Consider the following 24,931-nt stretch of genomic DNA (forward strand, 5'->3'; position numbering starts at 1 on the left):
ATTAAGGTACTTATACTAATATGAGATTGATTTGGGGTTAGTATATTGGTTATTGCGCTTATTTATAAGTACAAACCAATATTAAAACCAAAACTATGACACAAAGTATTAATTCATCCAACATTAAGCCAATTACCATCTCCAATAATTTGTTTATGTGCGGTACAGATCAGTGGGCTCCAAAAGGAGTATGTTATCAACCTACAGATTTTGTAGACCCAATTTCAGACAATAATCTAACTACTATTCAAGACTTATTGAAAACAACAACAACTTACGGGTTCACAAACATGAAAATAAACGCCATTCGTGTTTATCAAGTTGATCCAACAAAAGATCACACAAAAGTCATGAATGCTTTGGCTGCTGCAGGAATTTATGTTTTAGTAGGTGCTGTGGATCACACAACAGTACATGACGGTCCTACAGTGTATAACGCCCGATTGAAAGCTATTGCTGATGAATTCTGTAAATACCAGAATGTTCTGGGATTTTCAATAGGAAACGAAACAATTGATCCTGGTAAAGAAGGACAAAATCCAGGTTACGATATTCCAAATAAAATTAAAGCCGGGGCCAAATACTTGAAAGCCTATATGGCAAAAAATTGTGCTCGTACTGTTCCCGTTACTGCAGCACTTCGTGATGATCCTGATTTCACTATACCTGCAGCTAAAGCGTACATGTGTGGGGACGCATCAGAACGTCTTGATTTCTTAGGCTACAATTGTGAGCGTTGGGCTGGAGGAACACTCGCAGCAAAAGTTGGCGCTTATTATACATTAACAAAAGCATTTGAAGGCTCTAACCCAGTGCCGATAACTTTTACTGAAATGGGTTCGAATCCAAGAGCTGTCTCTCCAAGAACTTGGCAACAAGTTGACTATTTGTATGGAGGTACGAAACTCACGCCACAATCAGGATCAGGCTCGCCAATAAATATGGCAGATGTCGTTTCGGGTGGCTTTGCTTTTAGATATTATGAGCGAAATGCTGGATGGGGTATGCTCACAACAAGCGGTGACGAAATTCCTGATCACGGCGCAAAATCAATCATTACAGAATATTCTAAAATAACATCCTTTAGCAGTACAGGAAATACAATGGGGACTGCTCCTTGTGATAAAAATAACCCATATGTAAAAGGATCTGCTATTCCATCATCAGGATTACCAACGGCTGTAAAAGTAACATTAACAAATTCTATTACAACACCTGCTACAGGAAGAAATATCAAATTTAATTATACATCAAATGTAAATGCTGCTAACCCAACTTGGCTTGAAGCGGTTGCTATCAAAGCAAATGGTCCCAAAACAACATTCACCTTTCCTGCAGGTACAAATGGGATTTCAATGATTTATGAAGTTGATTCTAAGTGGGATCAAGGCTGTCAATTAAAGGGTCAAGCTTTACTCCAACTCGCAGATGGAGATACTATCCAAGGTAATTGGATGAGCCCAAATGGTAATGGAAGTTGTGCGATTAGCTAAAACTTAATATTCATACTCTATAAAAGTATAGTAAAGGATATCATTCAAAAACATAAACATCATTAATCTAGGTGTTTATGTTTTTTAAACTCTCGAACATATCTCCAATCAATGCTATGAACAGCACCTTCCCTCCTTCGGTATCTAATTTGCTTTAATTTGTTATCTTAGTTCTAACGCAACAAACCATACATAAACACCTTATCGTCATTTGGAAAGAGTTATATCTTTTACAATTAAAAGAGGCGACTATTATATCATTGATTGACAAGTAATCATCGTAGTAAAATATGAAATATACACCCGAAGATGGATTCCCATATTATTATGACTTTGTAAAGAATATGAATTATCAATCACTCTTTTCTTCGTCATCAACGATAGAATTTCTAAATTCTATTGGTGAGGAAAAAGCTATTTATCGTTATGCACCCACTAAATGGAATATTAAACAAATTGTAGGTCATATAACAGATCACGAAAGAATAAAAATATTTCGAGCATTTTTAATGAGTAGAAACGAATCAATAGAACTATGGGGCTATGACCAAAATTTATTAGTGAAAAATAGTCGTTTTGAAGAATTAACACTCAAACAATTAATAGCAGATTTTGTAAATGTAAGAAAGGCATCTACTAGTTTTATTGAGACATTATCTAAAAGTCAATTAAAGATAAAAGGTATGGCCCAACAATATGAAATTACTCTTGAAGATTTTCTAAAGTCTATAATTGGTCATGAAAAACATCATATTACTATTATTAAAGAAAGATACATTTAATAAAAGCTGTGACTACACGTTTCTCTATTATGAAGGAAGCAACATAGAAAATGTAAATATTCGTAGCTCAAAAAAATATTTTTTTTGAGATCTTAGCATCGTAAAAATCTTGTTACCAGGAAGAGGCCGAATTATAAGATGACTTTGAAATACCACCATATGCCAATAGACAATATACCAGAATTATATATTAATAACCCTAAACTTAAACCTGATCTTTTTGTCTACGATTTTAAAATGACCGAGGACATCATTAAAACTAAGGTCAACCTAAATATGCATATGTTTAGCTTTTTACAAGTCGGAAAAAAGCAAGTACACTTTGCAGGAACATCGGTTACTGTAAATAAAGATCAATCGTTACTTCTTAAAAAAGGAAATTGGCTTTGGACAGAATTACTGGATACAGATGCTATTTATTACTGTAAGCTCTTATTTTTTTCTGAAAAAATACTCAAAGATTTTTTAGATAAACACATACAAAATCAACAAATAACAAAGGAAGAAGTGCCTTATTTTGCAATTAGAAATGATGCTTACATAACTTCTTATTTAAATTCATTATCAACAATTAGTGATGCGCCAACTGTTTTTATAGAAAACTTACTTTCTGTAAAATTTGAAGAAATTATGCTTTACCTTATTCATAAATATGGAAAAAAGTTTGAATTATATTTAAGATCATTAATCGTTGAAGAAACCTCTCCTTTCAAAAAAATTATCGAGAGTAAAATACATTCCAATCTAAAATTAGAGGAAATTGCATTTTTATGTAATATGAGTTTATCTACTTTTAAACGTCATTTTATTAATGAGTATAAAGCATCTCCAGGAAAATGGTTACAAGACAAGCGACTTCAAAAAGCAAAAGAAGCATTAGAACTAGGAAAATTAACACCATCAGATATATACTTGGATTTTGGTTATAATAACCTTTCAAACTTCAGCACAGCTTTTAAAAATAAATTTGGGTTTAGTCCCAAAGAAATTTCCAGATGACATTTCATCTTTTTAATTTCATTTTTATACTTGACCTTTTTTCATAAGTTATTGAACTGTTTTAGTAATTGAATAATATTATCTACACTGTAAATTTGTACTCAAATTATAACAAAAATTAAAACATAAAATAATGAATATTACATTAGCACAAGCTGAAAAAATTATTTCGGCAGCAAAAGAAAAATCTATAGCGATCGATACAAAAATGAATATTGCAATTGTAGATGCAGGAGCTAACTTAGTAGCATTTGGACGTATGGATGGAGCTTGGTTAGGTTCTTTAGATATATCAATTAAAAAAGCTAAAACGGCTCGTTATTTTGATATGAATACAGGCATTATTGGCGAATTGTCTCAACCAGGAGGTGCTTTGTACAACATCGAGCACTCAAATAATGGTCTAATTACTTTTCCTGGTGGTGTACCAATTAAGAACATAGCAGGTGAAATCATTGGCGCTATTGGAGTAAGTGGAAGTTCTGTTGAAAATGACCATGCAGTGGCAGAAGCTGGTGCATCAGCAGCAATCTAAGACTTAATATATTACTAAAAAGAGGGTAACTAGCATGCTAATTACCCTCTTTTCTTTTTAAGAATAATATGAAAAAATATATTGCCGAATTTATTGGCACCTTTGCTTTAGTTTTTTGTGGTACAGGAGCAATAATAGTAAACCAACAAACCAGTGGAAATTTAGGTTTAATAGGAATCGCTTTAGCGTTCGGAATAATAATTAGTGCTATGATTTATATTTTCGGAAATATTTCTGGTGCACACATGAATCCATCTGTTACTATAGCATTAACAATAGGAAAGCTAACTACAAAAAAAGAAGCTTCATTTTATATTTCTGCTCAAATCATTGGAGCTGTTTCCGCAAGCGGATTACTCAAATTTGTATTCCCTGAAAACTTAACATTAGGAACTACAACTCCTTCTGGAGAATTATTGCAATCTTTCTTTTTAGAATCAGTATTGACTTTCTTTTTAATGCTTACAATTTTGGGAGTAACATCCAAAAAAGAATTTTCTAATATAGCAGGGCTTATAATTGGACTATTCGTTACTGGAATTATTTTATTTGCAGGACCAATCTCTGGTGGTTCATTTAATCCAGCGAGAAGTTTTGCACCAGCAATTGTTTCTGGAAACTTAACAGCACTTTGGATTTATATTACTGCCCCAACATTAGTCGCAGTAGTTGCAATGCAAGTTTGGAAAACATTTACCAAAACAAAATAAAAACCATCAGACAGTAATTATTTTTAGAAAATAAAATAGTTAATGTTTAATCAAAAAATTATCTAAATCTATATATACATATCATATTCTAGTTTAATCAAATTGGATCCTGAATATTATTTTCACACATTGATTTGATCGATAAAAGAAAGCCTATTATCAACACTATATAAAATTAATTGTTAAATTAGGTGTTTAACCTTGCAACTAATTTATAGAAACACATTATCACACACAATCTGAAAAAATGAAGTTTGTGTTTGAAGTTTGGCAATCATAAAAAAACAACTATGAATTCAATTCTAAAAAATATTTTAGCTGTTATTGCTGGATGGTTAGGTGGTAGTATTATCAATATAACACTCATCCAAGTTGGTCATAAGTTAATTCCTATAAAGGGTATTGATCCAAATGATATGGACGCTTTGGCAGCTGTTATGCCAACTTTAGGATTCGAACATTTTATTTTTCCTTTTTTGGCACATGCATTAGGTACTCTTGCCGGTGCAACGATTGCTGGTTTAATAGCTGCCAGTCACAAAATGAAATTCTCATTGGGTATTGGTGGATTGTTCCTGTTGGGTGGAATCATGGTTAACTATATGCTACCAGGACCAACCTGGTTTGCAGTAGCAGATATCGTTATCGCTTATATTCCTATGGCATGGATTGGTGGAAAAATAGCTATGAAGATATTAGAAAATAAAAAAAGTGGTGAATAGAAAACTGTACCTAGCATAAAATTAAACACAATTAAAACAGGTGTTTCTTTAAATAGTTAGACAACATTGATAAACTAAAGAATGATATTAGATAACTTAGAATATATAAATGTACAAAAGCAAGTAACCGATTTTCCTAAGCATTATCATGAAACGTTTTGCATTTCACTTATTCACAAGGGTATTGAGCAAATTGAGCTAGAAAGTCAAAGCATTTTTAGTGAAAAAGGTTGTATAACAATTACAAATCCATATGAAATACATTCTAACCCATTAATTGATAGCACTTCTCAAGTTGAATTCGATACCATATATATTTCTAAAGATGTAATGAAATACCTTTTTAATGGAAAAAATATAACTTTTGTTAATCGGAAAATAAATAATAAAAATGCTAACCAGCTCTTTAGGTTATTGAAAAATGCAATTATTATAAATGACATTCCAACTATTGAAAATTTGTTGTTTCAATTTGTGGCAACTTTAAAACACTATTCTCAAGAAAAAAAAGAAGAATATTCCGAATTAAATTTCAATTCACTCCATAACGTTAGCTCATATATTGATAACAACATTTCAAGTAAGTTTTGTTTAGATAAGCTCTCTAAGATTGCTAATCTAAATAAATACGGGTTTGCAAAAAAGTTTAAAGCCTCAACAGGAATGACTCCGATGAATTATATTTTAATGAAAAAAATATTTTCGAGTAAACAGTTAATTACAAAGAACACTGACTTAACTCAGATTGCATTTGATTATGAGTTTTCAGATTTGGCGCATTTTTCTAATACTTTTAAGCGTTATGTTGGTATTTCACCTAAAATGTATCAAAAAAGTATTTCATCTATCTTATAATTGCCAAGATTCTACAAGTTAGCGTATCTGTATAAATATATTTTTGAAAAAAAATTACTTTATGAAATACAGAATATCCTTACTTACCTGTTTTTTAATATGCTATACCTCTACCCTATTTGCTCAATCTTTAGATGAAAAATTTTCTATTGATAAGATGACAAAAGATCTACAGATTTTTAAAGATATACGAATTAAAGCAAATTCTGGTCTCTATAAATATCGCACTAAAAAACAAATAGATAGTATATATCAATGGGCATTTAAAGAAGTTAAAAAATCAAAATCATATAGAGATTTTTATAATATAATTTATCAATTAACTGATTTTGAAGGCAGTTTACATAATGATATTTCATTACCAAAAAAAGTGTTCAAGTCAATGAAAAATGAAGAGCAAGGATATTTCCCTTTGCCGATAAAATTAATTCAAGACAAAGTAATAGTAAATATTGTTAACAAGGAAATTCCTTTAGGTGCTGAAATAGTTTCGATAAATAATTTAAAAATTAATGAAATACTACAAAGTTTATACAAATATTATACAACAGATGGTGTAAATATTACAGGAAAATCAATTGGAATTCATTATAATTTTAGCAGATATTATAGGTTACACTATGGTCTTAAAAGCGCTTTTAAAGTTAAATATCGAGTTCATGATTCAGATAAAATTCAGCAAAAGGTCTTACATAGTATAAGTTTTAACGCTTATTATAAAAATATAAAGAATAGATATTCGAAACCATTTGATGAAGTTAATTATAAGGATTGGAAGGAAAATGAAATTTACAGTTACAAATCTATTGACCGTGAAACCGGAATTTTAACAATAAATGATTTTGGAATGGGAAATGAGAAAAATCCAATGCATTTACGATATGTTTCTTTTTTAGATAGTGTTTTTACTGGTATAAAAAACAACAATATTAAAAACTTAATTGTTGATATTCGTTATAATGGTGGGGGAACAGACCCTAACGATTTGGTTACATATTCTTATTTAACGCAACGTAATTTTTCAGAGAACAAACAAGCGTGGATAAGTTTCAACAAAATTCCCTATCTAAAATATGCATACACCAAAATTCCTAGATTTCTAAGACCTCTTGGAGTTGGCAAATACAATAAAAGCTTTCAAAATCAATTCCCAAAAGAAGAAAATGGGAAATTTTATCAAGATTCGACTAGTGCCGATCATAAAATTAGAACACCAAATAAAAATGCCTTTACAGGAAATATATACCTATTGATTAGTCCGCGAGTGGCTTCTGCTGGTAGTTTATTTGCAGCAATGGTTGCTGGAAACAGTAATGCAATCACTATAGGAGAAGAAACAATGGGTGGCTATTATGGACATAACGGGCATAATGCTTTGGGTTATATTTTACCAAAATCCAAAATTGAACTATTCTTTTCTGTAGTAAATTTAGAACAAGATGTTGTTAAAAAAGAAAATCAAATTTACAATAGAGGAATTATACCAGATCATAACGTATCACAAACATATACCGATTATATCAACCAAGTTGACACACAACTAAATTTTGTAATAGATCTAATACAACAAGAATAGTGTTACGATAAGATACATTAAAACAGCTAATTAAGCGCAAGTCATCAAAGCTTGCGCTTTTTTAATACATTTATGGTAAAAAGATCACAATTATCAAGATTCTATTTTCATATATAACGCCACTAACAATTATGAAAAAAACTATAATTATATTGACTCTTTTGTTTTTTGGATTAGAACCAATCTCGGCGCAATCGAAAGAAACAACCTTGAAAGAAATTAGATCTGAGTATAAGACGATAAGAAACAATATGGATTTTTATATAAAAAGATCCTCAGAAATTGAATTAAATACTACCGAAGGAGGCCATGTAACTGCATATTTCGATAATGATGATTTAAAATTAATCGAAATAATTGAATTTGGAGAAACCGGAAAAAACATAACTCAGTATTATTTCAAAAACAAAAAGTTATTTTTTGCATTTGACCAGCAATATCGTTACAACATACCAATCTACAATGAAGAATTTGATTCAAATAAAACCACAATAATTGAAGATCGATATTATTTTCACAAAGAGAAACTCTTTCTTTGGTTAGATAATGATAAAAATAAAGTCGATTTGACTTTAAAAGCAAATAAGATGATTGGAAAAAAGTTTGTTGATTACACAAAAAAACTAAAACATGAATTAAAAAAAGAAGAAAAACACTAAAATAAAATTTAAAGAAATGAGTAAATATGTTGCTTTACTGCGAGGAATTAATGTGAGTGGTCATCACAAGGTTCCTATGGCCGAACTTCGTAAAGAAATGGAAAATTTGAATTTCGAAAAAGTAATTACAATTCTTAATTCGGGAAATATAATATTTGACTCAACAAAAGGTGATGCAAAGAGTCTCGAAAAAATGATTTCTGATCATTTAGCAAAGACCTTTGGTTTTCCTATCCCAACCATCATAAGAAAATCTGAAATGATGTATGATTTGTTGGATCGAGATCCATTTAAAGACATCCTGGTAACAAAAGATATTCGATTGTATGTTTCATTTTTGAAGGAAGATGTTGAAACCGATTTACAATTACCATGGACAAGTGATAATAATGCTTTTAAAATTATCGATAAGATCGACAAAACTATTGTAAGTGTCTTAGACCTTTCTATAACTAAGACCCCAAAAGGAATGGAAGTTCTAGAACGATATTTTGGTAAGCATATCACAACTCGTAACTGGAATACCATTAAACGAATAGAAAAGAAACTTGAAGCCAACTCATAAATCATGAATTAAAGTAAAATAAATCGGAATGTAATTTGTAACCATTTAAAACTAAATTCTTATGAAACATAAAGGTTATATCGAGATTGATCAATCATTAGATAAAGTGGCAGAGCTGTTTGCAAACCCCGATAATCTTAAGGAATATCAAGATGGGTTTATTAAAAAAGAATTGATCAGTGGAGAAAAGGGTAAAGTAGGTACTGTTTCCAAAATGTTTTATAAACACGGAAAACATGATATGGAATTAATTGAAACAATAACTAAAAATGAACTTCCACATTCTTTTGAAGCTAGTTATCACCATAAACATATGGACAATACCATGAAATGTAATTTTATTGCATTAAGCGAAAACAAAACAAAGTATGAATTCGAATACGAGTACACTCGTATAAACTGGATTATGCCAAAATTGATGGCGATTTTATTTCCGAGTATGTATCGAAAACCAGCAGAAAAATGGCTCAGACAATTTAAAGAATTTGCTGAACGACAATAGCGTTTAACCATAAAAGAATATGTCTCTTTTCGGGATGCACATGCATTACTGCAGGGATTCTCTAGTTTTCTTTTTTTATAATGCCTTTATGCTAATAATTCGAACGATTGCTTGGCAATCTCTAATTCTTCATTAGTAGGAATAACTAATATTTTCACTTTTGAAGAAGGTAAACTTATATCTCTTATTTCTTTAGATCGAATACTGTTCTTTTCGTCATCTAATTGAATACCAAAAAATTCTTGATCTTTACATACCAAACTTCTAATCATATCAGAGTTCTCACCTATTCCGGCAGTAAATACAATAGCATCCAAACCATTCATAATCGAAGCATATGCTCCAATAAATTTTTTGATACGATATGCATTCATTTGCAGAGCTAACTGGCAGTCCTTATTTCCTTTTTCTGCTTCAGATTCAATATCCCGTAAATCGCTATACCCTGTTAACCCCAACATTCCGCTTTCTTTTTGTAAAAGATCGTTTACTTCTTTTAGTGAATACCCTAAGGAATTAACCATATAAAAGATCACTGCAGGGTCAATATCTCCGGATCGAGTTCCCATGATCAATCCATTCATGGGTGCAAATCCTAAAGTATGATCAATACTTTTACCATCCCGAACCGCGGTCATACTACATCCATTTCCTAAGTGAATTGTAATTATCTTGGACTTTGATTTCTCTTTCCCTAAAAATTCTATAGCTTTTTCTGAAACGTATTTATGACTAGTACCATGAAAACCATATACTCTGATATTATGCTCATCCAAAAACGTATTCGGAATAGCATATTTATAGGCTTCCACAGGAATAGTTTGATGAAAAGCTGTATCAAATACAGCTACTTGTTGTGCATCAGAAAAAATTTCTTCGGCAACCAAAATTCCTTCCAAATTTGCAGGATTATGTAATGGTGCTAACGCAGAAAGTTTCTTGATTTTTTGTTTTACTTCTTCTGTAATTTCAACTGTTTCTGCAAAAGTGCTTCCTCCATGCACTACTCTATGGCCAACGGTATGAATTTCTGATGCAAATCGGATCACTCCTACTTCATCATCCATCAAATAACTGGCTATTAATTGTAATCCATCTTTGTGAGTATTTACATTTACCGTTTTTTCAATTTTATTTATTTCTGACGCATAAGAGATTTTAGCATTTTCTAAACCAATACGTTCTACCAAGCCCGAACAAATTACCTTTGCGTTGGGCATAGTAAATAGTTGAAATTTTATAGATGAACTTCCAGAATTTAGTACAAGTATTTGCATATTTTTTTAAGAGTTTAGAGTATTAAAATCAGGCATTTCTTCACTCTGTTTTTATAATCCCTGAGCCTGAATTGCTGTTATAATTACAGTATTATATACATCATCAACAGTACATCCTCTGCTCAAATCATTAACTGGTTTATTTAATCCCTGTAGCATTGGACCAATGGCTAATGCTCCTGTTTCTCGTTGAATAGCTTTATAGGTATTATTACCTGTATTTAAATCAGGAAATATTAAAACACTTGCCTGGCCTGCTACCTCAGAATTCGGTAATTTACTTTGCGCCACTTCTAAATCTACTGCCGCATCATATTGTATTGGTCCTTCAATTTTTAGATCAGGATGTTTTTCTTTTACAATAGCAGTTGCTTCTCTAACAATTTCTACATCTTCTCCTTTACCAGAGGTTCCTGACGAATATGATAACATTGCTACTTTTGGTTCAATCCCAAATGCTGCTGCAGATTCTGAAGAAGAAATTGCTATTTCTGCCAATTGTTCTGCATTAGGATTGGGGTTAATTGCACAATCACCAAAAACTGATACTCGATCTTCTAAACACATAAAAAATACCGAAGAAACAACTTTTACTCCTGGTTTGGTCTTTATAAACTGCAAAGCTGGTCTTATTGTATGTTGTGTAGTATGCACTGCTCCTGAGACCATTCCGTCGGCGTGACCTTTGTATATCATCATCGTACCAAAATAAGATACGTCTGCCATCATATCTTTGGCCATGTCCAGGTTTACATTTTTGTGCTTTCTTAGCTCATAAAATGTTTGCACATAATCATCATAATAAGGAGATTCTGTAGGGAAAACAACCTGTATTTTATCAAAATCTATTGGAATATCAAGTTTTGTAGCTTTACTCTTTATTTTCTTTTCGTTTCCGATTAAAGTAATATCCACAACTCCCGAAGCTAATAATCTGGATGTAGCTCTTAGGATTCTTTCATCTGATCCTTCTGGAAGAACAATATGTTTTTTATGTTTTAAAGCACGTCTTAATAAATTATATTGAAACATTCGTGGCGTTAACCCTTCTGATTTAAATGTAATCAGTTTATCCGCTAGTTGATCTTCATTAACATATTTTTCGAATATACTAATCGACGTGTTTATCTTTTGTAGATTATCTAGGTAAATTTTAGATTTAATGGCCCCTATTTTATTGGTAATAGAAAATGTACCACTAGGTACTGATATAATAGGAAAAGATAAAGAAACTCCTTCTATTAATTTAAGTATTGATGATTCAGGAATAATTCCTCCAGTAAGTATAATTCCAGAAATCTTTGGATAGTTATCAGAAATATTTGCTTGCAATACTCCCAAAATGATATCAGCACGATCTCCAGGGGTAATTACAAGGCTATTATCCTTAAGATGTGTAAGGTAGTTACGCAATTGCATTGCTCCTACTCCAAAACTACCAGCTTGATTATTGAGGTATTCTTTACCAAACAACACATTGCCTTCTAATTCGTTTACAATCTCTTTGATAGTAGGATTAATCAAAGAGTTAATTTTTGGAATAATAATACGATCGACATCATTCCCAAAATCTTTTTCAAAACTATTTTCTAATTGTTTTTCACAACCTTGGGTAACCTTATTTGCTACCATAGCCAATACCTCTACGTCTTTACTATTAAAAGTATCATATGCTAGTTTTAGATTACTAACAATTTCATCGTTTTGTTTATCAATTCCACTTGCAACAATGACAGCTGGGATACCCAGGTTTTTGGCAATAATAACATTAATATCAAACTCAATGATATTACCTTCATCAGAAAAATCAGTACCTTCTACTAATATGAAATCGAATCTTTCTTCAAGATTTTTGTATTTCTTGATAATCTCATCTATAATCTCTCCTGATTTACCCTGATTGTATTTTTGAAGTACTTCACTTCTTGTATACGCATAGGCTTTTTTGAAGTTAATATCTAATTCGAAATGCGATATTACAGTATTGATATGATTATCAACTTCTCCTTCTTTAGGATCGTCAATAATTGGTCTAAAATACCCTACTCTGGCTACTTTACCCAGAAGCATACGCATCATACCCAAAACAACAATAGATTTACCACTATTAGGTTCTATAGTAGCAATATAAACGGCTTTACTCATGTATAACAATTTGGTAGTACAAAGATACGCTAATACCGTAATTTAACATAAGATCAATGCATAATAAAACTTCTTTCTATCATAGTCATATAATATTAACAATTCGGTTTTCATTTCAGCAAAAAAGGTTTAGAAATACTCTAAACCTTTTATCATATCAGATAACTTTTTGACATCTTACTTCCTGTCTTTTCTGCTTTTAAATTCTTTATACAATAAATGATATAATCTGTTCTACTGCTAATTTGATCAACACAATCATTATAAATATTATAATTTATAAGCTAAACCGGCTTGAAATACTGAATTTTTAAGTGATGTAGTACTCGCTTTAGTAATATCAACTAGCCCCAGGTTATATCTAATTCCAACTTCTAAATTATCAGTTAATGAGTATCCTATACCCAAAGCTACTCCGTAATCGATTTTCTTAAAATTACTCTTTACAAAACCTGCTCCTTTACCACTTAACAGGTATCCTACATGAGGTCCGGCTTCGAGGCTTAATTTATTAATAGGGTAGAATTTTATGATCGCCGGTAATATATTGATGTAGTTTAATTTTATTTTACCAGAACTAATCTTTGATTTTGCTCCTTGGGCAGAATAAAGTATTTCGGATCGAATTGCTAATTTTTCGGATAGCCTATATTGAGAAAAGACTCCTCCCATTATTCCTATTTTAAATTTAGAAGATGTATTCCTAAATTCGGTTAGGTTAGCCCCTGCTTTAATTCCAAATTCTATCCCTTTTTGTTTTTCTTGTGCACTTATAGTTATTATCCCCAATAACACTGTACATAACATTAATTTAATTGTTTTCTTCATTTTGATTTATTTGTTTCTTTTAATTGAATACATTACTGTTCTGAAAGCGGTTTTCAGATTAAAAATTAACCCCTAGTTCGAGCTCAAATCCGAAGTTTTTTGTATACACTTTAGAAGTTTGTATTTGTTGAAAAACACCAGCTCCAATCACAATACCATAATCTTTCCATGGGATAATTTTTATTCCCTGCCTAGAGCTTATCCCGATAAGAAAATTGTGTTGCTTTTTACCTTCTATTTTTTTTGCGATTTCAAGCCCCAAAGGTACTTCTAGGCTTATATTAGCATATAATCCAGGTACTATTTTTAAATACCCATCAAAACCACCACCAATACTAAAAGCATCTACAGACGTATAGCTTTTATTGAGCAATGAACTTCGTTTTATACTATATCTATCATAAGATATTACAAAGGGCATGATGAAGTTTTTATCACTATCAGCAAATCCTATATAACTAATCTTCCATCCCTCTTTATACTTGCTATATATTTTTTTATATGTCAACATGTTAAACCATTTTCCTAATCGTTCTGCATGTTTCGATTTGGATTTTTCATAAAAAACATCCTCTACGTTTGTTTGTATACCTCTTGATGTAGATTCTGGTCTGTTCCTTTTTTTATAATGATTCATAAAACTTAGGGTACAATATTCTAATGCAGCTCTGATTCTTTTTTCATAGGTTTCAAATATTTTTGATTCATCAGATATAGAAAAAGTTTCTTCTTCATAATGCCGTACAGCATGAAGTTCTTTCAGTTTATCATTTTCTTTTTCATAAAAAACCAAGTTTATATACACCCTGGTCGTTATATGACTTATACTACTCTGAGATTGTTGAATTTCTAAATCCTCGACTTTTATATATATTGGTTTTGCATCCTTAGCATGCAAAAAAGAAGTTTTCATAAAATCCAGAATAGCCCTTGGTGCATTTGGGTGTAATTGAAAAATGACTTTTTCTCCAAATCTATTAGTTCCTAGTCCTAAGGTTTTCTCTTTTCTAATATCGAAAACCTGTTCTATGTATATTGATGAGTTTTCTGTATGAAAAGGAACAGTTTTTAAGGTTATGTTTTCTTGAGATAATACTATAGAAGACAAGAAAAATATTGATACATACCAGATAAGCTTCATTATAAATTTGATTTTATAAATTAAACCCATAATGAACCTCTATCTCTCTAATCTCTTTAATATCAAAACGCAACACCAAATTCGTAGATGTTAAAACGAGGATGTGTGCCTTTACCTTTTCTTTTTTATCATCAGTCATCATTATATAACTACCATTAGTGTTTAACATCCAGGCACCATTCTCCTTTTTCCCTTCAGACATAGAGATAAAGGTCATGTCCTTTTTAAAAAGGATATAGTCATTTTTTTCTTTTTTAGATGGCGGATATTTCTTAACTCCAATCTTATAGGTATGCAGATCCCATTTTTTTAAGAGGTTATTCTTATCTATAGTTTGTGCTTTGACATTATAGATTGAAAAAATGAATAATATTACCATTAAAGCTTTTATACTTGTTTTATTGTTCATGTTCTACTATTAAATTTTAACCAAAATTAGTAAGCATGAATACTATGTCGTTTGTCCTATTAAGACAAAAAAGTATAATCTCTATATTGCATTAAAATTCTTATTTTACGCTATGAATAACATATCTAATTGTCCTAAAAAGACAACTCTGATACTACTATTTCGCAGTACCTTTCCTTTAAAATGATAAAACATGGGAAATCCAACACAACTGGAACGTTATAAAAAATTAATTCTCTTTATAGAAGAGAAATTTAAAAATGAGATCAGTAAAAAAGATATAGAAGACATATCGTTTTATTCTTATCGAAATATAAACAGAATATTTCTTGCACTACATCACGAAACTATAGGTCAATATATAAAAAGAATAAAATTAGAAAAGGCCGCAGAATACCTGAAATTTTCATCTGAAAACATCTCAGATATTGCCCATGAAATTGGATATAGTGACATTGCCGCTTTTAGTAAAGCTTTTAAAAAACAATTTAAATGTTCTCCTTCTTCTTTTCGAAATTCGAACAAAATCAAACAATACATTACCCAAAAAGCCATCTTCTCATTAGAAAACAATAAGGAACAAATTCTTACTTATGAACTCGAAGAAATTCCTGGTTTTGATATTTTATATTTAACCTATCAAGGATCTTATGAAAATATCAATGGTATAGAAAAAACCTGGAAACAATTGATCTCATATGCCTCAAAACATGATTTATTAAAAGACGAAACAATTATATTGGGTGAAATATTAGATGATGATGCAATCACAGACACTTTACATTGTAGATATAATGCTGGGATTGTTCTAGAAAAAGAAATAGACTTTCCTTTAAAAGGATTATTTAAAACCAAACATATAGCTCAACAAAAATATGCCAAGTTCTTACACAAAGGTAGTCACGAGAGCTCTACAGACACCTACAATTTAATCTATGGGTACTGGATAACCGAAGTGCAATTAGAATTTGAAGACAAACCTACTTTAGAGTTTTATCTTAATGATGAAACTGATACTCCAGAAAAAGAACTCCTTACCGAGATTTATATTCCTGTAAAATAATAATTGTCTGTATTGAACAATAACGCTTCTAATTTGCTCATCTATATTTGTTTGCAAAAAAGAGCTCTATGCAAAAAAGAATTATTGGAATTGATGTTGCACGATCACTGGCAATTTTTGGAATGATTATAGTTAATTTTAAAATGGTATTTGGAAATCATGACAATCCATTCTTGACTACTATTTTAGGATTATTAGATGGTAAAGCAGCTGCAACCTTTGTTGTTCTGGCAGGTGTAGGATTTTCATTAATGACAAAAGGTGCAGCATATCGTAATAATGCAGATGAACTAAACCGAAACAAATACAAACTTCTCAAAAGAGCTCTATTTCTTTTTTTAATTGGCATATCCTATTCCACAATCTGGCAAGCGGATATTTTACACTTTTATGGGATATATATACTGCTGGCAATATTTTTAATAAAAAGTAAGCCAGAAACACTATTATTTATTGCGATAGGAATGATTATAGTATATCCTATACTTATGATATTATGGGATTATGATAATGGATGGGACTATGCAAAAATGAACTATATAAACCTATGGACTGTAAAAGGTTTTTTAAAAAACCTTTTTTTTAATGGTTTCCATCCTGTAATCCCCTGGAGTGCATTTATGATTATAGGAATGTGGTTTGGTAAAATGGAATTAGATAATACTAGAGTAGTTACACAAGCATTATGGATCAGTCTTACTGTATTTGTAGTTGTACAGATAATATCATATTTCTCAATTGCATTCTTTTCTATGGGAAACCAAGAAATGATCACAGAATTAACTCCAATTCTTGGAACAGATCCTATGCCACCATTACCACTATACATGATTTCTGGAAGTAGTGTAGCCATACTTCTTATTTCATTTTGTATTCTAATTTCAAAGAAATATGAGAATACCACTTTCATACATATATTAAAAAATACGGGACAACTTGCCTTAACGTTTTATATTGCACATGTTATAATAGGAATGGGATTTATAGAAATGGTTAGCTCTATAAAAATGGGAGAGTATACAGTAAACTTTTCCTTTTTATACGCCATGTTCTTTATTATAGTATGTCTTATCTTTTCTATGATTAATAAAAAGCATTCAAAATATGGTCCTATTGAATGGGTAATGAGAAAATTCACCGACTAAGTTATACATAAAATAAAACACAAAGACCGTTTAATAAAATTTAAACGGTCTTTCATTATTGTTATAGATTACTCCTTTAATTTATATCTTTTCCATTTTTAAGTTTTTCTAAATCACCATTAAGTCTTCCTTTAAATCGATCAGGAGCATTGCCTAATGATGTATTTATCGCTTTTATAGCATTTTTATAATCCCCGGTTGCCGAATATGCTTTTGCTAATCCATAATTAGATGGCCATGCACCTTTACTGTTTTTTACGTTATCCTTTAAAACAAGGAGAGCTTTATCTTTTTGACCTAATCTTATTAAACCTGTTCCTAATCTAAAAACCTGAGAAGTACTTCCTAGTTTAGCTGCTTTATCTACAAAAGTCATAGCTTCACTTGTTTTCCCTTGCTTAGCCAAAATTTGTGATTTAAGAGATAGGTTAGCAAAAGTTTCTTTACTAAAAAAGCTACCGGATATAGATGCATCAACCCATTCTAGTGCCTGATCTAACTCACCTGCATTAAAAGCATAATTTGCAGCATTATCCCAGTTTGTCTGAGTAAAACCTGCAGAATTGCGAAGATCATTCTTAATGTCTTTCATTACAACATTTTTTACATCCACTTCGATCTTGAAAGGAATTTCTTTTTTCTCCCATCTCAATGCTGCTATCGTACTATTAGCTTCTACTTCAGGAAATAAAAAAGTTAGCATTTCGGTATGTGCTGCCTCTTTGGTTTTAACATCTACTCGCAAAGCATCTTCCTTTTCATCATAAAAATAACTTCCCCAAGAGGTAGAATTATTAGAAAATATAACCGTAGCTCCACCATCTTCTTTTAGTGCAATATGGAGGCCATAAGTACCTGCTTTAATATCTTTTCCTTCGATTTTCACATCGTGAGTAAACTCTATAGTCGAATTGCTATTAGCTCCTGCTCTCCAGGGTGCCGCTGTAGATGTTCCAAAACCCAGATTATTATATCCATAAGGAACTAGTTTCCCCCAGATTTCACGTTCTTTTACACTTGGTCTCCCATAATCAATTGTGATGTTGGTAGTTCCCACACGCTGCATTACTTGGGCACGTTGGCTTCCTTCAGGCGTGGTAAGTTGCGCATTTGTTTGAATTGAGAGCAGCATCATTGCGCTCACAATACAAGTTGTAATTAAGTTGAATTGTTTCATGACTTTTTTTTGATTAATTATTATCACTTAGAGAAATCTAATTTCTGACCTAAACAATGTAAGAGGTATATCTCAATCCTAATGTTACGGTAGTGTTAAACTCAAAAAGAAAGTCATAATTGATTGTTAAACCATACTATTCTTTTAACAACTGATTAACAAAACCTTCAAAATCCTTTTTAAAATCTACGTATTTTTGACCTGTAGCCGGGCCATTGAAACCTGTGTGTATTTTACGTACTTGTCCTTTTTTATCAATAAAAATGGTAGTTGGATATGACAATACATGGTTTAGCATTGGTAGTTTTTCTTGTGCTTTCTGCTTATCTGAAGTTCCATATTGAGCTAAAAGAACAGGATATGTTACTTTTAATTTTTGCTGTAATCGTTTTATAGATTTAAATGCTTTTTCTTCGGTCTTTGCATATTCAAAAGCTAATGCAACAAATTCGGCTCCATTGTTTTTATGCTTATTCTGATATTCTACATAATATTTGGTTTCATCCATACAGTTTGGACACCAGGTCCCCATAATTTGTACGATTACCACTTTATCTTTAAACTGATCATCTTTAAGCGAAATTTGATTTCCTTCAACATCAGGGAAATTAAATTCTAATGTATCATATCCTTCTTTCAGAAAAGTTAGTGAATCTTCAGAAGGTAATTTAAAGTTCTCATTTCTTTTTGCTACAAAAGGCTCTTTCCAGTGATTACCCGAATAAAAATGACCACTTAATGTACTATCTGTAACTTGTGCAGTAAATAAGAAAGCATGAGCTCCATCAAAAGTTGATAATTGTAATTGATCATTATTTAAAACGCCTTCTAAATAACGATAGTCTCCTGTAGTTGTTCTAAATGTACCCGTAACCATATTTCCATTTTGTTTAAAAGTACCTTTGGCTATATATCTATCTTCTTCATTGTCTTTACTAAAAATTGTCTCCCAATTTCCTGTAATATCATGATTTGATTTTGAAACAATTTCAAATCGATCCTGTTCTCCATAATTTGCCGTAAAAGGCACCACTCTATCCAGGCTTTTTTTAATAAAACTTCCAGAAATTGTCATCGAATCTACAAATCGACCAGCGATATACCCTTCAAAAACAGGAAGCTTAATTCGTATAGAATCTTTATTGATTATAACTTCATCTACATCGATTGTTTCTTCGGCATTAAAAATCCTTAAGGTTTGATCCTCCATTACTTCAATCAAAAAAGGAAGTTTTTTATTATCCTGAACTTCTAAAGTTGCTTTCCAGGGTCCACTTTTAAACTCAATCAAATCAGATGGTTTTTCTTTCTTACAGGAAGAAAAAATAGTGGTTACAAGTAGAATAAATACGGCTGTTTTTTTCATTATTTTTATTGTATAAAAAGTCCGGAAAGTTACTCAAAACTTACCGGACGATTCTCTTTTTATAATTTTATTAGGTTTTTATTGCTCCTTCGCATATAATTTGTCTAATTTTTCTTTTCCTTCTTTCATCTTTTCTTTTCCTTTTTTAATTGATTCTTTTAAGGCTTTTAGTTTTTCTTCGGCTTTAGTGATTTTGGCTTCTTTTTCTGCTATTTCTTCAGGAGTTAGAGCTTCTTCTCCTTCCTTTTCCTTTGCTTTTGCCAGGCGTTCTTTTGCTGCTTCAATTTTTTCTTTACCTCTAGTTATCCTTTCTTCATTCTTTTTCAACACCTCATTACGTTCTTTCACCATATTCTTAGCTTCTTCAGCTCTAGCCATTCCAAATTCCTTACCAGTTAATCCTTCTTTATTTTCACCATAGACCTTCTTATTAATCTTCTCTTCAGCTTTTTCTAAAGCTTTTTCGGCTTTTTCTTCAGCTTTTTCAGCCTTTTCAATAGCTTTATCCTTAGCTTCTTCTACTTTCTCTTCTAGTTTTTCAACTTTTTTTTCTGCTTTTTCTCTAGCTTTCTTTGCCTTCTCCTGAGCTTTTTTAGCTTTTTTTTCTGTCTTCTCCTGAGCTTTTTCTTTTTTCTCAGCTATTTTTTCTTTTGCTTCTTGAGATTTTCCCTGAGCAATTGTTACCTGATTCCCTAAAGTAAAAATCAAAACAAATACGAATACTAGTTTTATAAATTTCATGTTAGTTTTTTTAGTTAATGTTAGTAATAATTAAGAAGGTATGATGGTTTATTACAAAATGTTTTTTTTAGATATTATCCAAATCTTCTAACGATTCTTCTAATTCTTCTACTTTGGTTTCTACTTCTTCTGAGATTTGATCTAATTCAGATTCAACCGCTTCTATTTTTTCTACGGCTGCTTTGGTTTCTTCCTCTTCTTTTTTCTTATCTGTACAAGAAATTATTCCGAAAAGAAACATAATAGTAAATAACTTAATTCCTGTTTTCATAATATTAAAATTTGGTTAGAATAAAACTATTCTAAATATACCATAATTTTATTTATAGATATACTTACAACTATTTGTATCCTCTGCCCAATATATTATCTTTACCACCTGAATTTAGAAAGATCACAAATGAAGATTTCGTATAACTGGCTGAAGCAATTTATTAATATCGATTGGGATGCAGAAAAAACCGGAGAACTCCTTACCGATTTAGGATTGGAGGTAGAAGGAATAGAGTCCTATCAAAGTGTAAAAGGTGGACTAGAAGGTGTTATTATAGGGCAAGTTCTTAATTGCGAAAAACATCCAAATGCAGATAAGCTTAAAATTACCAAAGTAGATTTAGGTAGTGGTGAACCAGTTCAGATTGTTTGTGGTGCTCCTAATGTTGCTGCTGGACAAAAAGTTCCTGTTGCAACTATTGGCACAAAACTTTACAATGATAAAGGTGAAGAATGGGTCATAAAAAAAGGAAAAATAAGAGGCGAAGAAAGCCATGGTATGATCTGCGCCGAGGATGAATTAGGGTTAGGAAAAAGTCATGATGGGATTATGGTTTTAAATACTGATATCACTGTAGGAACTAAAGCTGCAGAGATATTTGATATTGAAAATGATTCTGTGTTTGAAATTGGATTAACTCCTAATCGTGCAGATGCAATGAGTCATTGGGGTACTGCACGTGATCTCAAAGCAGGATTACTACAAAAAGATCTTAATCTAGAACTCATTACTCCATCGGTGAGTAATTTTAGAGTAGAAAACAGGTTAAACAAAATCGACATAGAGGTCAAAAATACAGAACTGGCGCCTAGATATTGTGGTGTAACAATTTCTGATATTAAAGTAAGTGAGTCTCCTGCCTGGTTGCAACATAGATTGAAAGCGATTGGAATTACTCCAAAAAACAATGTAGTAGATGTTACTAATTATGTTTTACATGAGCTAGGACAACCATTACACGCATTTGACGCACATTATATTGAAGGAAATAAAATTGAAGTAAAAACATTAGATGCCGGTACTAAATTTATAACTCTAGATGAAGTAGAAAGAGAATTGCATCAGGAAGATCTTATGATCTGTGATGCTGTAAAACCTCTTTGCATTGCTGGTGTATTTGGAGGAGTAAACTCGGGAGTAACAGAAAGAACAACTTCGATTTTCTTAGAAAGTGCATATTTTGATCCTATTAGTATTCGTAAAACAGCAAAACGACATGGTCTAAATACAGATGCTTCTTTTAGGTTTGAACGAGGTATTGATCCAAATATCACCGAATATGCTCTTAAAAGAGCTGCTCTATTGATACAGGAACTTGCAGGAGGAAATATTTCTAGTGAAATCATGGATTTGTATCCAAAAAAAATTGAAGATTTTCAGGTAATTTTATCTTTTGAAAATGCTACAAAATTAATTGGTGAAGAAGTACCTCAAGATACTATTAAAAGAATTCTCACTTCGTTAGACATTAAAATCAATAGTGTAACTGAGACAGGTATAGGCCTTACGATTCCTGCATATAGAAATGATGTACAAAGAGAAGTTGATGTTATAGAAGAAATTCTTAGAGTATACGGGTATAACACTATAGGTTTTACTCAAAAATTAAATGCTTCTATATCAAATATTGATAAGTTCTCTGATCATAATGTGCAAAATACGATATCAAATCAACTCGTTGGTCAGGGATTTTATGAGATGTTAGCCAACTCGCTTACCTCTCCTGATTATATTGCCTTAAGTGAACAACTTAAAGATGAAAATAATGTCGAGATGCTAAATCCACTTAGTAATGATTTGGCAGTAATGAGACAATCTATGTTATTTTCAGGATTAGAAGCTGTGTCATATAACAGCAATAGAAAGCGATCAGATCTTAAATTATTTGAGTTTGGAAAAACATATCATAATTACGAAGATAAAAGAATAGAAAATAAACATTTAAGCATTATTATTTCTGGAGATAGATCCAAAGAAACCTGGACCATGAGTTCGCAAACTAGTGATTTCTTTTACCTAAAAGGAATAGTATACTCTGTTTTAGAGCGCTTAGGGTTAACAAGGTTAAAAACTTCTCCTATAAAGAATGATGTTTTTGCAGAAGGTCTTTCTTTAAGTATTGGCAAAGCACAATTAGTTGATTTTGGGATACTAAAAAAATCTATACTAAAACATTTTTCTATTTCTCAGGAAGTATTGTATGCCGATTTTAACTGGGATGTTATCTTGGAATATGCAAAACACAACAAAATAAAGTACACAGGTATCCCAAAGTTTCCTGAAGTACGTCGTGATTTTGCTTTGCTATTGGATGATTCTATAAAGTTTGAAGAAATTCACACTATCGCCAAGCAAACCGAAAAACAAATTTTAAAAGATGTAAACTTATTCGATGTGTACCAAGGTAAAAACCTGCCTAAAGGGAAAAAATCGTATGCTGTAAGCTTCATTTTGCAAGACGATAATAAAACACTTACCGATAAACAAATTGATAAGATCATGAACAAGTTACAGTATAATTTTGAAAATAAATTAGGAGCTGAACTTAGATAAATAACAGTATTCAATCTAGGATACTATTCTATAAGTGCTCAAATAGATCATAAAAAAAACCGGAATGTATATTCCGGTTTTTTTTATGACTTATTAAAAGGATCTACTATTAGTTACCTCCTTCTAAAGCTTTAAGTTTATCTTTCATTTCACCAGCTTTAGGATCATCCAACTGATAAAATATATTCATCAATGTACGAATAGCTTCTACATTGTCAGGATTACTTTTTAGAGCTCCTTCAAGATAAGGAACAGCTGTTTTATATAATTCTGATCTCTTTTTTGTTAGTTCTTCATATTTTCTATTATCACTTGAAGATGTTCCTAAACCATTCATCTCGTCTACAATCTTAGTTTCTCCACTTAAAATTATAGAAGCAATATTAATTTGAGCAGCAGTATAATCTGGCTTTAGCTCTAAAGCCTTCTTATAGTATCCCATTGCCTGATCATTGTCACCAAGACGAGATGCACTAACTCCTAAATTATATAGTAAATCTGGGTTTTCAGGGTCGTTAGCTACGATCTGTTCCATAATCTCCTTATACTTAGCAATATTACCTAACTTATAATATACGTCGGCTTCTGCCTGCATTAATGCAGAATCCTCAGGGTTTTCTTTTTTAGCCTCTTCAATAGCAGCTACAGCTTCTTCATCTTTTCCTTGGCTCATATAAATCAAGGCAATATTTTTAGCAATCTCTCCTTTTTTGGATTCAGAAGTTTTAGTTTCTGGTTTAATATACTCTCCAGATTTTACAGAAAGATCTCTTATTTGTTTAGATTCGAAAACATCAAGCTTACCAGTTTCTTTATGCGTTGCTACAAATTCCTTTTTTTCTCCGCTAAAACCAAGGTCTTTTAATTCCTTGTAATATTTTAGAGCAGTATCATAGTCTTTATCATTAACAGCGTTACCCGCTGCATAATATAAATATGTAGTATCAGCTTTATTAGTTGTATATCCTAAATAAAGTTTTTCTGATGCTCCTTTATAATTTTTTGCATTCTGATCTTTAATTGCATTTTCGATTAAAGATTGACGCAATAATTGTAATTTTTGTGATGCATCAGCAGTATATTTAGATGCTCCTGCTGCTGCTTCAATTTCGATTGTTTTATTATAAGCACTTGCTGCACTTTCGATTTTATCTAAAGATTCACCTGCAGAAGCAGCTATAACCTGACCTTTAAGAAAATAATAGTTTGCCTTCATTTTATCATCGGCAGCATCCAACTGTCCTTCTGCAGCTTGTAATGCTTCTGCTGCTACATCCATATCGCCAGATTTTAAAGCTTTGGCGGCTGATTTTATTGCTTGTTTTTGGGAAAATCCAAAAGCACTAACAGCTAGAAATAGTACTACGAAAAATTTAGTCTTCATTACTTGAGTTTTTTTTAAAATGGGATTTAA

General features: G+C 31.4%; 24 protein-coding genes. 14 read left to right on the forward strand and 10 right to left on the reverse strand.

Features of this window, described 5'->3' with window-relative positions; translation table 11 throughout:
• Positions 1–95 precede the first annotated feature (95 nt).
• The 11 genes from DG435_RS10560 to DG435_RS10610 all read left to right on the forward strand — a co-directional run bounded on the left by DG435_RS10560 (position 96) and on the right by DG435_RS10610 (position 9,398).
• Positions 96–1,493, forward strand: coding sequence for a hypothetical protein (locus DG435_RS10560; protein WP_106794689.1), 1,398 nt, complete (start codon positions 96–98; stop codon positions 1,491–1,493).
• Positions 1,494–1,783: 290 nt separating this feature from the next.
• On the forward strand, positions 1,784–2,275 hold the full coding sequence (locus DG435_RS10565; protein ID WP_106794688.1) for a DinB family protein: 492 nt from the start codon (positions 1,784–1,786) through the stop codon (positions 2,273–2,275).
• A gap of 159 nt (positions 2,276–2,434) precedes the next feature.
• On the forward strand, positions 2,435–3,274 hold the full coding sequence (locus DG435_RS10570) for an AraC family transcriptional regulator (RefSeq protein ID WP_106794687.1): 840 nt from the start codon (positions 2,435–2,437) through the stop codon (positions 3,272–3,274).
• A 133-nt stretch (positions 3,275–3,407) separates the two neighbouring features.
• Entirely contained in the window at positions 3,408–3,809 is a 402-nt protein-coding gene (locus tag DG435_RS10575; RefSeq protein WP_106794686.1) for a heme-binding protein, read from the forward strand.
• Between the two features lie 68 nt (positions 3,810–3,877).
• Positions 3,878–4,519 (forward strand): MIP/aquaporin family protein, encoded by a 642-nt coding sequence (locus DG435_RS10580; protein WP_106794685.1) that lies wholly within the window; start codon positions 3,878–3,880, stop codon positions 4,517–4,519.
• A gap of 290 nt (positions 4,520–4,809) precedes the next feature.
• On the forward strand, positions 4,810–5,241 hold the full coding sequence (locus DG435_RS10585; protein WP_106794684.1) for a hypothetical protein: 432 nt from the start codon (positions 4,810–4,812) through the stop codon (positions 5,239–5,241).
• Between the two features lie 81 nt (positions 5,242–5,322).
• Positions 5,323–6,096: an AraC family transcriptional regulator gene (locus DG435_RS10590; protein WP_106794683.1), complete on the forward strand. Its 774-nt coding sequence runs from the start codon at positions 5,323–5,325 to the stop codon at positions 6,094–6,096.
• 61 nt (positions 6,097–6,157) lie between these two features.
• Positions 6,158–7,672, forward strand: a complete 1,515-nt coding sequence (locus DG435_RS10595) for a S41 family peptidase (protein WP_106794682.1) — start codon at positions 6,158–6,160, stop codon at positions 7,670–7,672.
• 131 nt (positions 7,673–7,803) lie between these two features.
• Positions 7,804–8,331, forward strand: a complete 528-nt coding sequence (locus DG435_RS10600; RefSeq protein ID WP_108840602.1) for a hypothetical protein — start codon at positions 7,804–7,806, stop codon at positions 8,329–8,331.
• A 16-nt stretch (positions 8,332–8,347) separates the two neighbouring features.
• A complete protein-coding gene (locus DG435_RS10605) occupies positions 8,348–8,896 on the forward strand; it encodes a DUF1697 domain-containing protein (protein WP_108840603.1) in 549 nt (182 codons plus the stop codon).
• Between the two features lie 61 nt (positions 8,897–8,957).
• Positions 8,958–9,398 carry an SRPBCC family protein gene (locus tag DG435_RS10610; protein ID WP_106795158.1) on the forward strand — a complete coding sequence of 147 codons (441 nt, stop codon included), beginning with the start codon at positions 8,958–8,960 and terminating at the stop codon, positions 9,396–9,398.
• An 86-nt stretch (positions 9,399–9,484) separates the two neighbouring features.
• On the opposite strand, the gene DG435_RS10615 is transcribed toward DG435_RS10610, so the two are convergent.
• From DG435_RS10615 to DG435_RS10635, 5 genes are all read right to left on the reverse strand, one after another.
• Positions 9,485–10,675 (reverse strand): acetate/propionate family kinase, encoded by a 1,191-nt coding sequence (locus tag DG435_RS10615; RefSeq protein WP_106795157.1) that lies wholly within the window; start codon positions 10,673–10,675, stop codon positions 9,485–9,487.
• A 51-nt stretch (positions 10,676–10,726) separates the two neighbouring features.
• Positions 10,727–12,820: a phosphate acetyltransferase gene (gene pta, locus DG435_RS10620; protein WP_108840604.1), complete on the reverse strand. Its 2,094-nt coding sequence runs from the start codon at positions 12,818–12,820 to the stop codon at positions 10,727–10,729.
• A 270-nt stretch (positions 12,821–13,090) separates the two neighbouring features.
• Positions 13,091–13,648 carry a porin family protein gene (locus tag DG435_RS10625; RefSeq protein ID WP_106794680.1) on the reverse strand — a complete coding sequence of 186 codons (558 nt, stop codon included), beginning with the start codon at positions 13,646–13,648 and terminating at the stop codon, positions 13,091–13,093.
• 58 nt (positions 13,649–13,706) lie between these two features.
• The gene (locus DG435_RS10630; RefSeq protein WP_159025759.1) at positions 13,707–14,789 is read right to left on the reverse strand and encodes a hypothetical protein; all 1,083 of its coding nucleotides are present in this window, start codon (positions 14,787–14,789) and stop codon (positions 13,707–13,709) included.
• 13 nt (positions 14,790–14,802) lie between these two features.
• Positions 14,803–15,198, reverse strand: a complete 396-nt coding sequence (locus tag DG435_RS10635; protein WP_106794678.1) for a lipocalin family protein — start codon at positions 15,196–15,198, stop codon at positions 14,803–14,805.
• Positions 15,199–15,391: 193 nt separating this feature from the next.
• Between DG435_RS10635 and DG435_RS10640 the strand changes: the two genes are divergently transcribed.
• Both DG435_RS10640 and DG435_RS10645 read left to right on the forward strand, forming a co-directional pair.
• Positions 15,392–16,261, forward strand: a complete 870-nt coding sequence (locus tag DG435_RS10640) for a GyrI-like domain-containing protein (protein WP_106794677.1) — start codon at positions 15,392–15,394, stop codon at positions 16,259–16,261.
• Positions 16,262–16,329: 68 nt separating this feature from the next.
• Positions 16,330–17,406, forward strand: a complete 1,077-nt coding sequence (locus DG435_RS10645; RefSeq protein ID WP_106794676.1) for a DUF418 domain-containing protein — start codon at positions 16,330–16,332, stop codon at positions 17,404–17,406.
• A 76-nt stretch (positions 17,407–17,482) separates the two neighbouring features.
• Here the strand turns inward: DG435_RS10645 and DG435_RS10650 are convergent, their stop codons facing one another.
• The 4 genes from DG435_RS10650 to DG435_RS10665 all read right to left on the reverse strand — a co-directional run bounded on the left by DG435_RS10650 (position 17,483) and on the right by DG435_RS10665 (position 20,961).
• Positions 17,483–18,583, reverse strand: coding sequence for a DUF2911 domain-containing protein (locus DG435_RS10650; RefSeq protein WP_106794675.1), 1,101 nt, complete (start codon positions 18,581–18,583; stop codon positions 17,483–17,485).
• 136 nt (positions 18,584–18,719) lie between these two features.
• Positions 18,720–19,949, reverse strand: coding sequence for a peroxiredoxin (locus DG435_RS10655; RefSeq protein WP_106794674.1), 1,230 nt, complete (start codon positions 19,947–19,949; stop codon positions 18,720–18,722).
• A 78-nt stretch (positions 19,950–20,027) separates the two neighbouring features.
• Positions 20,028–20,690, reverse strand: coding sequence for a hypothetical protein (locus tag DG435_RS10660; RefSeq protein ID WP_106794673.1), 663 nt, complete (start codon positions 20,688–20,690; stop codon positions 20,028–20,030).
• Positions 20,691–20,757: 67 nt separating this feature from the next.
• Positions 20,758–20,961, reverse strand: coding sequence for a hypothetical protein (locus DG435_RS10665; RefSeq protein ID WP_024772615.1), 204 nt, complete (start codon positions 20,959–20,961; stop codon positions 20,758–20,760).
• A 129-nt stretch (positions 20,962–21,090) separates the two neighbouring features.
• Here DG435_RS10665 and pheT point away from each other — a divergent pair, with 129 nt between their 5' ends.
• Complete coding sequence (gene pheT / locus DG435_RS10670) at positions 21,091–23,517, forward strand: phenylalanine--tRNA ligase subunit beta (protein WP_106794672.1); 2,427 nt, start codon at positions 21,091–21,093, stop codon at positions 23,515–23,517.
• A 109-nt stretch (positions 23,518–23,626) separates the two neighbouring features.
• On the opposite strand, the gene DG435_RS10675 is transcribed toward pheT, so the two are convergent.
• Positions 23,627–24,901 (reverse strand): tetratricopeptide repeat protein, encoded by a 1,275-nt coding sequence (locus DG435_RS10675; protein ID WP_106794671.1) that lies wholly within the window; start codon positions 24,899–24,901, stop codon positions 23,627–23,629.
• Positions 24,902–24,931 lie beyond the last annotated feature (30 nt).

Source organism: Aquimarina sp. Aq78, assembly GCF_900299525.1.
Lineage (GTDB): Bacteria > Bacteroidota > Bacteroidia > Flavobacteriales > Flavobacteriaceae > Aquimarina.

What these genes read in the sequence shown, in the direction of transcription:
- DG435_RS10585 (WP_106794684.1), top strand. Translation starts at nt 4,810, where the DNA reads ATGAATTCAATTCTAAAAAATATTTTAGCTGTTATTGCTGGATGGTTA.
- DG435_RS10560 (WP_106794689.1), top strand. Translation starts at nt 96, where the DNA reads ATGACACAAAGTATTAATTCATCCAACATTAAGCCAATTACCATCTCC.
- DG435_RS10600 (WP_108840602.1), top strand. Translation starts at nt 7,804, where the DNA reads ATGAAAAAAACTATAATTATATTGACTCTTTTGTTTTTTGGATTAGAA.
- pheT (WP_106794672.1), top strand. Translation starts at nt 21,091, where the DNA reads ATGAAGATTTCGTATAACTGGCTGAAGCAATTTATTAATATCGATTGG.
- DG435_RS10635 (WP_106794678.1), bottom strand. Translation starts at nt 15,198, where the DNA reads ATGAACAATAAAACAAGTATAAAAGCTTTAATGGTAATATTATTCATT.
- DG435_RS10645 (WP_106794676.1), top strand. Translation starts at nt 16,330, where the DNA reads ATGCAAAAAAGAATTATTGGAATTGATGTTGCACGATCACTGGCAATT.
- DG435_RS10675 (WP_106794671.1), bottom strand. Translation starts at nt 24,901, where the DNA reads ATGAAGACTAAATTTTTCGTAGTACTATTTCTAGCTGTTAGTGCTTTT.
- DG435_RS10615 (WP_106795157.1), bottom strand. Translation starts at nt 10,675, where the DNA reads ATGCAAATACTTGTACTAAATTCTGGAAGTTCATCTATAAAATTTCAA.
- DG435_RS10565 (WP_106794688.1), top strand. Translation starts at nt 1,784, where the DNA reads ATGAAATATACACCCGAAGATGGATTCCCATATTATTATGACTTTGTA.
- DG435_RS10665 (WP_024772615.1), bottom strand. Translation starts at nt 20,961, where the DNA reads ATGAAAACAGGAATTAAGTTATTTACTATTATGTTTCTTTTCGGAATA.
- DG435_RS10650 (WP_106794675.1), bottom strand. Translation starts at nt 18,583, where the DNA reads ATGAAACAATTCAACTTAATTACAACTTGTATTGTGAGCGCAATGATG.
- DG435_RS10655 (WP_106794674.1), bottom strand. Translation starts at nt 19,949, where the DNA reads ATGAAAAAAACAGCCGTATTTATTCTACTTGTAACCACTATTTTTTCT.
- DG435_RS10625 (WP_106794680.1), bottom strand. Translation starts at nt 13,648, where the DNA reads ATGAAGAAAACAATTAAATTAATGTTATGTACAGTGTTATTGGGGATA.
- DG435_RS10575 (WP_106794686.1), top strand. Translation starts at nt 3,408, where the DNA reads ATGAATATTACATTAGCACAAGCTGAAAAAATTATTTCGGCAGCAAAA.
- pta (WP_108840604.1), bottom strand. Translation starts at nt 12,820, where the DNA reads ATGAGTAAAGCCGTTTATATTGCTACTATAGAACCTAATAGTGGTAAA.
- DG435_RS10580 (WP_106794685.1), top strand. Translation starts at nt 3,878, where the DNA reads ATGAAAAAATATATTGCCGAATTTATTGGCACCTTTGCTTTAGTTTTT.
- DG435_RS10605 (WP_108840603.1), top strand. Translation starts at nt 8,348, where the DNA reads ATGAGTAAATATGTTGCTTTACTGCGAGGAATTAATGTGAGTGGTCAT.
- DG435_RS10610 (WP_106795158.1), top strand. Translation starts at nt 8,958, where the DNA reads ATGAAACATAAAGGTTATATCGAGATTGATCAATCATTAGATAAAGTG.
- DG435_RS10595 (WP_106794682.1), top strand. Translation starts at nt 6,158, where the DNA reads ATGAAATACAGAATATCCTTACTTACCTGTTTTTTAATATGCTATACC.
- DG435_RS10640 (WP_106794677.1), top strand. Translation starts at nt 15,392, where the DNA reads ATGGGAAATCCAACACAACTGGAACGTTATAAAAAATTAATTCTCTTT.
- DG435_RS10590 (WP_106794683.1), top strand. Translation starts at nt 5,323, where the DNA reads ATGATATTAGATAACTTAGAATATATAAATGTACAAAAGCAAGTAACC.
- DG435_RS10570 (WP_106794687.1), top strand. Translation starts at nt 2,435, where the DNA reads ATGCCAATAGACAATATACCAGAATTATATATTAATAACCCTAAACTT.
- DG435_RS10630 (WP_159025759.1), bottom strand. Translation starts at nt 14,789, where the DNA reads ATGAAGCTTATCTGGTATGTATCAATATTTTTCTTGTCTTCTATAGTA.
- DG435_RS10660 (WP_106794673.1), bottom strand. Translation starts at nt 20,690, where the DNA reads ATGAAATTTATAAAACTAGTATTCGTATTTGTTTTGATTTTTACTTTA.